We start from the raw sequence: 7,688 nt of genomic DNA on the forward strand, positions 1-7,688 counted from the left end.
TCGTGGTGCAGAACACAGTGAGCGCCACCGTCTCGGGTAGCGTGCAAGAGCACCCCCGCCCCACCCGGACCGAAGGAGACGACGATGACGGTCCCGCCCCGCCCCGCAGACGCCCGGGCCGCCCAGGGGTGCGCTGCCGGCGTGGAGGCCGCATGAGCGAGTTCCTCGCCTCACGCTGGCCGGACATCCTCTTCCGGGCGTGGCAGCACGGGTGGCTCGTGCTGCAGGCGCTGGCCATCGCCACCGTCCTCGCCATCGCGCTGGCCGTGATCGCCACGCGGATCAAGGCCCTGACCCCGATCGCGAACGCTCTCACGGCCGTCGGGCTGACCCTGCCCTCCTTCGCGCTCATCGGCGTCCTGATCCCCCTGGTGGGCATCGGGACCGTCCCCGCCGTCGTGGTGGTGGTCTTCTATGCCCTGCTGCCCATCCTCCGCAACGCGCTCGTGGGTCTGCGCGGCGTGGACCCGGAGGTGCTGGAGGCCGCCCGGGGGATGGGCATGGGGCCGGTGGCGCTGTTCACCCGGGTGCGTCTGCCGCTGGCCTGGCCCGTGATCCTCACCGGCATCCGGGTCGCCGGCCAGCTCGGCATGGGCGTGGCCGCGGTCGCGGCCTACGTCCTGGGGCCCGGACTGGGCTCGTACATCTTCACGGGGCTGGTCTCCCTGGGCGGCGCCAACGCGTTGAACTACGCCCTCGTGGGCACCCTCGGCATCGTCGTCGTCGCCCTCGTCCTGGACGGGCTGCTCGTGCTGCTCGGCCGGCTCACCATCTCGAAGGGACTGCGCGCATGAGCACCGACCGTGACGCCGGGGCCGAGATCCGTCTCGAGTCCCTGACGAAGCACTATCCGGGGCAGGACCGTCCCGCCGTGGACGCCCTGGACCTCCTCATCCCCGCGGGGGAGACCGTGGTGTTCGTCGGCCCGTCCGGCTGCGGCAAGACCACCTCACTGAAGATGATCAACCGCCTCATCGAGCCCACCTCCGGGCGGATCCTGATCGGTGGGGAGGACATCACACGCCGTGACCCCACCCGGCTGCGTCGCCAGATCGGCTACGTCGTGCAGGGTGGCGGGATGATGCCCCACCTGTCCGTCGCCGAGAACGTCGGCCTGGTGCCGCGCCTGCTCAAGTGGGACCGCCGGCGCATCGCCGACCGCGTGGACGAGCTGCTCGACCTCGTCGGCCTGGACCCGGCGATCTATCGAGACCGGTTCCCGCGCGAGCTGTCCGGCGGACAGCAGCAGCGCGTCGGCGTGGGCCGGGGCCTCGCGGCGGATCCTCCCGTGCTGCTCATGGACGAGCCCTTCGGCGCCGTGGACCCCCTCACCCGCCAGCGCCTGCAGCAGGAGATGCTCGACATCCAGGCCAGGGTGGGCAAGACCATCGTGATGGTCACCCACGACGTGGACGAGGCCGTGCTCCTGGGCGACCGGATCCTGGTGCTCGAACCCGGTGCGCACGTGGCCCAGTACGCCACCCCCGAAGAGGTCCTGGCGCGGCCGGCCACCGAGTTCGTGGCCGACTTCGTGGGGTCGGGGGCGGGGCTCAAGCGGCTGGGGCTGCGGTCGGTCGACACGCTGCCGCTGCGCCCGATCGCACACCACCCGACGGGCACGCTGCCGGGCGGGCCCGTGCTCGACGCGGCCACCCCGATCAGCGAGGCCCTCGCGGCGCTGGTCACGGCCCCGACGGAGGAGATCGCCGTGGTCCGTGATGGCACGGTCATCGGTCTGCTCGACTATCCGACACTGCGCGCGCACGCCCGCGCCGGCGACGAGCAGGCTCGGCCATGATCGCCCGGCTGCGTGCGGCCTCCGCCGAGGACCGCCTGCTCCTGATCGGCCTGCCCCTGCTGGTGGCCGCCCTGCTGATCGGGTGGACCGTCTGGGTGCGCGGAGCCGCCCTCGACGACGTCGAGGCCCGGCTGCTGACCTGGCCCACCGTCCTGCGCCTCACCGCCGAGCACCTGGCCCTCGTCGGCGTGTCCACCGTTCTGGTCGTGGCGACGGCCATCCCGCTCGGCGTGCTGCTGAGCCGCCCCGCCGCCCGGCGGTTCACCCCCGTCGCCATGGGGCTGGCCAACGCCGGCCAGGCCGCTCCCGTGATCGGTGTGATCGTCCTGCTCGCCATGGCGTGGGGGTTCGGCTTCCGGGTCGCCGTCCTGGCCCTGTCCCTCTACGCGTTCCTGCCCGTGCTGGCCAACACCCTGGCCGGGCTGCGGGGCGTCGACCCCACCGTCGTCGAGGCGGCCCGCGGCATGGGCATGTCGCCGCTGCAGACCCTGCTCCGGGTGGAGCTGCCCTTGGCCCTGCCCGTGATCATGGCGGGTCTGCGGACCGCCCTGGTGCTGCTGGTGGGCACCGGGGCGTTCGCGACGTTCATCGACGCCGGCGGCCTCGGCCTGCTCATCCAGACCGGGATCGTCCTGTTCCGTTTCCCGCTGCTCGTCTCGGGGGCGATCCTCGTGGCCGCCCTCGCCCTGATGATCGAGTGGATCGGCCGCCTCGTCGAGACGCTGGCCACCCCGAGGGGGCTCGCATGACCACCCCGCGTGCGACCCTCCCCTCCCGCCGCCGCGGCCGGACCCCCGCTCGCGTCGCGCTCGCCGCGCTCGGCCTGGCGGCATCCCTCGTCCTGTCCGGGTGCGGGCTGAGCACCGCCGGCGGCTACCTGCCCTCGGGCACGCCCGCCGGCGACGTCGCCGGGATCGACCTCGAGGGCGCCCACGTGGCGGTGGGCTCCAAGAACTTCAACGAGGGCGTCGTGCTCGGCAAGATCACCGCGATCCTGCTGCGCTCCGCGGGGGCCGACGTCGAGGATCTGACCAACATGCCGGGTTCGCTCAGTGCGCGCCAGGCCCAGGTCGCCGGCGTCGTGGACGTCGAGTGGGACTACACGGGGACGGCCTGGATCACGTACCTGGGCCACACCGATCCGATCCCGGACGCCCAGGCGCAGTGGGCCGCGGTCCGGGACGAGGACGCGCAGCAGGGTCTGGTGTGGCTGCCGCCGGCCGAACTCGACAACACCTACACCTTCTCCGTGCGTCAGGACCGGGCGGAGGAGCTCGGCCTGGAGACGCTCGCGGACATCAAGGACCTCCCCACCCAGGAGCAGTCCTTCTGCGTGAGCGCCGAGTTCGCCGCCCGCAACGACGGGTTCCTTCCCATGCTCGAGGCCTACGGGATCGAACGGCCCACCGGATCCCGGCTGCGCCAGATGGACATCGGGGCGGTGTTCGCCGCGGTGGCGGACGGGTCGTGCACCTTCGGGGAGGCGTACTCCACGGACGGGCGGATCGCCGCACTGGACCTGACGACCCTGCAGGACCCGCTGAGCTTCTTCCCGAAGTACAACGCGGCCCCCATCGTGCGCGAGGAGGTCCTGGCCGAGCACCCCGAGATCGCCGACCTGCTGGCGCCCGTGACCGCGCGCCTGGACAACGCGACGGCCGCGCGCCTGAACGCCCGGGTGGACGTCGACGGCGAGGAGCCCACCCAGGTCGCGTGGGACTGGCTCCGCGAGGAGGGCCTGATCACCGACTGACGGTCCACCGAAGCCGCCGACGCCGTCCAGCGGATTCGGGCCGAACGAGCCGGCGTTGATGGGGCCGGCCACGAACTCCCAGAAAGGCTCGAAGTCGGTGAACGCCGCGCGGTCGGGGGAGCAGTGGTGCGCCGCGCAGTCGTGGACGTCGCCGGTGAGGAACACGACGTTCTTCACGCCGTGGTCCGTGATCGCCTTCACGAGGCGGGCGATCTCCAGCTCGCGGCCCAGCGGGGTGCCGTCGTCGCCGTGGGACAGGGACTCCTGCCCCGTGGCGTCGGGCTGACCCCCGGGTGAACGTCCGACGCCGGCCCCCCGGCGACATCGGGGTCGACCGGCCCGGGGCCGCTCAGCGCAGGGCGGTGACCGTCCGGACGGCGTCGACGATCGCGTCCGCGGCGGCGTCGAGCAGCGGGGCGTCGGCGTCCGGGCCGAACGTGCAGCGCAGGGCCGTGCGGGCCTCGTCCTCGCTGAGGCCCAGCGCGAGCAGGGCCGGGGACGGCTCGGCGTCGTGGGCCGAGCACGCGGACCCCGCCGAGGCCAGCACGCCCCGGCGGGCCGCCTCCTCCAGCACCGACTCGCCGTTCACGCCGGGCAGCACGAACGAGGCGTGACGCGGCAGCCGCCGCGCGGGATGGCCGGTCAGCCGCGCGTCGGGCACGAACTCCCGGACGCCGTCGAGCACGCGCGCCGCGAACCGGTCCCGCAGCCCGGACCACGCGTCCACGGCCGCGGTGCGCTCCGCCTCGGCCTCCTCGAAGGCGGCCGCGAACCCGGCCGCGCCGGCCACGTTCTGCGTCCCGGACCGCCGGCCCCGCTCCTGGCCGCCGCCGGGCACGAGCGGTTCCAGGGCGTGACCCGAGCGCACCCACAGCGCACCGACCCCCTTGGGCCCGCCCACTTTGTGCCCGGACAGCGCCACCAGGTCGGCCCCGAGGGCGCGCACGTCCACCGGGATCTGCCCCGCGGCCTGCACCGCGTCCACGTGCAGCGGCACGCCCGCCTCCCGGGCGACGGCGGCCAGCTCGGCCACCGGCTGCACCGTGCCCACCTCGTTGTGGGCCAGGTGCACGCTGACCAGCGCGGTGTCCGGGCGCAGGCGGGCGGCGAGGTCGTCCGCGGAGGTCAGCCCGTCACGGTTCAGCGCGAGGTGCTCGACCTCGACGCCGTGCAGCCGGGCCAGCTGGTCACAGGACTGCCGCACCGCGCTGTGCTCGATCCCCGTCGTCAGCACGTGGCCCGCCGGGCGCCCGGCGAGGATCCGGGCGCGCACCGTGCCGAGCACGGCGAGCGCGTCGGCCTCCGTGCCGCCCGAGGTGAACACGACCTGCCCGGCCCGGGCGCCGATCGCGCGGGCCACCCGCGCGCGGGCGTCCTCGAGCAGGGCCGCCGCCGCCCGGCCGGCCTCGTGCGCCGAGGACGGGTTGCCGTAGACGCCGGTGAGTGCGGGCCACATCGCCTCGAGCGCGCTGCGCCGGACGGGCGCGGTGGCCGCGTGGTCCAGGTCGAGGGTGGTGCTCATCGGCGCGGCGAGACCTCCTCGACCACGGCGTCGAGGCCGAGGTCCAGGGCGCGGACGCTGTGCGTCAGCGCGCCCACGGACACCACGTCCACGCCCGTGGCCGCGATCTCCCCGATGGTCTCCAGGCTCACCCCGCCGGAGGCCTCGACGACGGCGCGCCCGGCCACCAGCTCCACCCCGGCCCGCAGGTCGGCGAGGGAGAAGTTGTCCAGCATCACCGTGCCCACGCCGGCGGCGAGCACGGCGGGCAGCTGGTCGAGCCGGTCCACCTCGACCTCCACGTGGACCGTGTGGGGCAGGCGGGCCAGGCCGGCGCGCAGCGCCCGCGTGAGCTCCTCGCCCGGGGCGTCCTCGCCGCCGAAGCCGAGGGCCGCCAGGTGGTTGTCCTTGAGCATCACGGCGTCGGAGAGGCCGTGGCGGTGGTTGTGGCCGCCCCCGTCCCGCACGGCCTGACGCTCCAGCACGCGCAGGCCCGGGGTGGTCTTGCGGGTGTCCGCCACGCGGGCGTGGCCGCCCCCGGCGCGCACCGCGACCACGTGGGCCGCCGTCGCCGTGGCGATCCCGGACATGCGCTGGGCGAGGTTGAGCGCCACGCGCTCGGCGCGCAGCACCGAGCGGGCGGGGCCCGCCACCTCGGCGACGACGGCGCCGTGGGCGAGCGCGGCGCCGTCGGGCAGGTGCAGGGTCACCTCCGTGGCGGGATCCACGAGCCGGAACGCGGCCTCGAGGGCGGCGGTGCCGGAGAGCACGCCGGCCTCGCGGGCCACGACGCGCGCCGTGATGCGCGCGTCCGCGGGCACGAAGGCCTCGGAGGAGACGTCGCCCCAGGGCGCGTCCTCGGCCAGGGCCGCGGCCACGATCCGCTCCACGTCCGCGATCGGCACCGGCGTCGGCCCCCACGCGCCGCCCGTGCCCGCGCTCACGCGCCGGCCCCCTGCGCGACGGACTGCCGGGGCGCCACCGCGAGCATGCGCTCGAGGGCGGCGCGGGCCGGGTCGGCCACCGCGTCCGGCACGGTGATCCGGTTGACCACGCGGCCGGCCACGAGCTCCTCGAGCACCCACGCGAGGTAGCCCGGGTGGATGCGGTACATGGTGGAGCAAGGGCAGATCACCGGGTCGAGGCAGAAGATCGTGTGCTCCGGGTGCTGGGCGGCCAGGCGCTGCACGAGGTTGATCTCGGTGCCGATCGCGAAGGTGGAGCCGGCCGGGGCGGCCTGGATGGCCTTGACGATGTGGTCGGTGGAGCCGGACTCATCCGCGGCCTCGACCACGGGCAGCGGGCACTCGGGGTGCACGATCACCCGCACGTCCGGATGCTCGGCGCGGGCCTGCTCGATCTGGGCCACCGTGAACCGGCGGTGCACGGAGCAGAAGCCGTGCCAGAGCAGGACCCGGGCGTCCCGCAGCGTCTCCTCGGTGTTGCCGCCCAGGGGCAGGCGGGGGTTCCACATCGGCATCCGCTCCAGCTCGATCCCCATCGCCCGGCCCGTGTTGCGGCCGAGGTGCTGGTCCGGGAAGAAGAGCACCCGCTGGGCGCGCTCGAAGGCCCACTCGAGCACGTCGGAGGCGTTGGACGAGGTGCACACGATGCCCCCGCGCTCGCCCACGAAGCCCTTGAGGGCGGCGGAGCAGTTCATGTAGGTCACCGGCAGCAGCGGCACCCGGCCGTCCGCGTCCGGCTCGGTGCCGTACACCTCCTCGAGCTGCTCCCACGCGTCCTGGACGGAGTCGAGGTCCGCCATGTCCGCCATGGAGCAGCCGGCGGCGAGGTTCGGCAGGATCACGGCCTGCTCCGGGGTGGAGAGCAGGTCCGCGGTCTCGGCCATGAAGTGCACGCCGCAGAACACGATGGCCTCGGCCTCGGGGCGGCCCTGGGAGGCGCGCGCCAGCTGGAACGAGTCGCCCACGAAGTCGGCGTGCCGGACCACCTCGTCGCGCTGGTAGAAGTGGCCGAGCACCACGGCGCGATCGCCGAGGGCGGCCTTGGCCGCGGCGATGCGCGCGTGCAGCTCCTCGTCCGAGGCCTGCTGGTACTCCTCGGGGATGCGGCCCTGCACGGGGGCGTCCGCCGGGATGGCGTCGTCCTGGGAGGCGCCGGGGCCGTAGGCGGGCAGGCCGGCATCGAAGGCCCAGGGGCCCGTGGTCAGGTCGGACGAGCAGGCGGAGCCGCGGGCGGGGTCGCGGGCGACGAGGGTGAGGGTGCGGGCCACCGAGGCGGTGGTCTCGGGCGTGGCGGTCATGAGAGGTCTCCTGGATCGTCAGGGGCGGCCGGCGACGGGGCGTCGTCGGCGGGTCGGTAGCGGTAGAGCTTGGGCGGGCGGTGCCGGGTGCCGGCGCGGACCTCGCCGGTCTCCTCGAGCACCCCGGTGGCGAGGGTGGCCCGGCGGAAGTTGGCGGCGTCGAGGGCGCGGCCGAGGACGGCCTCGTGCACGGCGCGCAGCTCGGCGAGCGTGAAGGAGGGGCCGAGCAGGGCGTGCGCGACGCCGGCCCGCGGCAGGTCCGCGCGCAGGCGCGCCACGGCCGCGGTCAGGATCTCGGCATGGTCGAACGCCATCGCGGGGGGCGCGTCGGCGCGCTGCCAGCGCACGTGGACGCCGGCGGGCAGCCCCGCGA

At 74.9% G+C, this 7,688-nt stretch carries 7 protein-coding genes and 2 pseudogenes; 4 read left to right on the forward strand and 5 right to left on the reverse strand.

The window, feature by feature from the left end; genetic code table 11:
* Window positions 1-152: 152 nt before the first annotated feature.
* Genes NWP10_RS02190 through NWP10_RS02205 form a run of 4 tightly spaced genes read left to right on the forward strand, consistent with a single transcriptional unit; the run spans window position 153 to window position 3,551 of the window.
* Window positions 153-794, forward strand: coding sequence for an ABC transporter permease (locus tag NWP10_RS02190; protein ID WP_258299744.1), 642 nt, complete (start codon window positions 153-155; stop codon window positions 792-794).
* Complete coding sequence (locus NWP10_RS02195) at window positions 791-1,798, forward strand: ABC transporter ATP-binding protein (protein WP_258299745.1); 1,008 nt, start codon at window positions 791-793, stop codon at window positions 1,796-1,798. Before NWP10_RS02190 ends, NWP10_RS02195 begins: the two co-directional genes overlap by 4 nt.
* Complete coding sequence (locus tag NWP10_RS02200) at window positions 1,795-2,547, forward strand: ABC transporter permease (protein WP_017487925.1); 753 nt, start codon at window positions 1,795-1,797, stop codon at window positions 2,545-2,547. The genes NWP10_RS02195 and NWP10_RS02200 overlap by 4 nt, the downstream gene beginning before the upstream one ends.
* Window positions 2,544-3,551 (forward strand): glycine betaine ABC transporter substrate-binding protein, encoded by a 1,008-nt coding sequence (locus NWP10_RS02205; RefSeq protein WP_258299746.1) that lies wholly within the window; start codon window positions 2,544-2,546, stop codon window positions 3,549-3,551. The genes NWP10_RS02200 and NWP10_RS02205 overlap by 4 nt, the downstream gene beginning before the upstream one ends.
* Window positions 3,552-3,563: 12 nt before the next feature.
* On the opposite strand, the pseudogene NWP10_RS02210 reads toward NWP10_RS02205, so the two are convergent.
* The 5 genes and pseudogenes from NWP10_RS02210 to NWP10_RS12420 form a co-directional block, all read right to left on the reverse strand.
* Window positions 3,564-3,833: pseudogene (locus NWP10_RS02210) on the reverse strand (alkaline phosphatase D family protein); the annotation flags it as partial.
* A 67-nt stretch (window positions 3,834-3,900) separates the two neighbouring features.
* Window positions 3,901-5,073 carry a cysteine desulfurase family protein gene (locus NWP10_RS02215; protein WP_258299747.1) on the reverse strand — a complete coding sequence of 391 codons (1,173 nt, stop codon included), beginning with the start codon at window positions 5,071-5,073 and terminating at the stop codon, window positions 3,901-3,903.
* Window positions 5,070-5,996, reverse strand: coding sequence for a carboxylating nicotinate-nucleotide diphosphorylase (gene nadC / locus NWP10_RS02220; protein ID WP_258299748.1), 927 nt, complete (start codon window positions 5,994-5,996; stop codon window positions 5,070-5,072). The genes NWP10_RS02215 and nadC overlap by 4 nt, the downstream gene beginning before the upstream one ends.
* Window positions 5,993-7,315 (reverse strand): quinolinate synthase NadA, encoded by a 1,323-nt coding sequence (gene nadA / locus NWP10_RS02225; protein WP_258299749.1) that lies wholly within the window; start codon window positions 7,313-7,315, stop codon window positions 5,993-5,995. The genes nadC and nadA overlap by 4 nt, the downstream gene beginning before the upstream one ends.
* A pseudogene (locus tag NWP10_RS12420) lies at window positions 7,312-7,688 on the reverse strand (DNA mismatch repair protein MutT); the annotation flags it as partial. The pseudogene NWP10_RS12420 and the gene nadA, both read right to left, overlap by 4 nt.

Origin of the sequence: Micrococcus sp. HG099 (assembly GCF_024723355.1) — a bacterium.
GTDB lineage: Bacteria > Actinomycetota > Actinomycetes > Actinomycetales > Micrococcaceae > Micrococcus > Micrococcus endophyticus.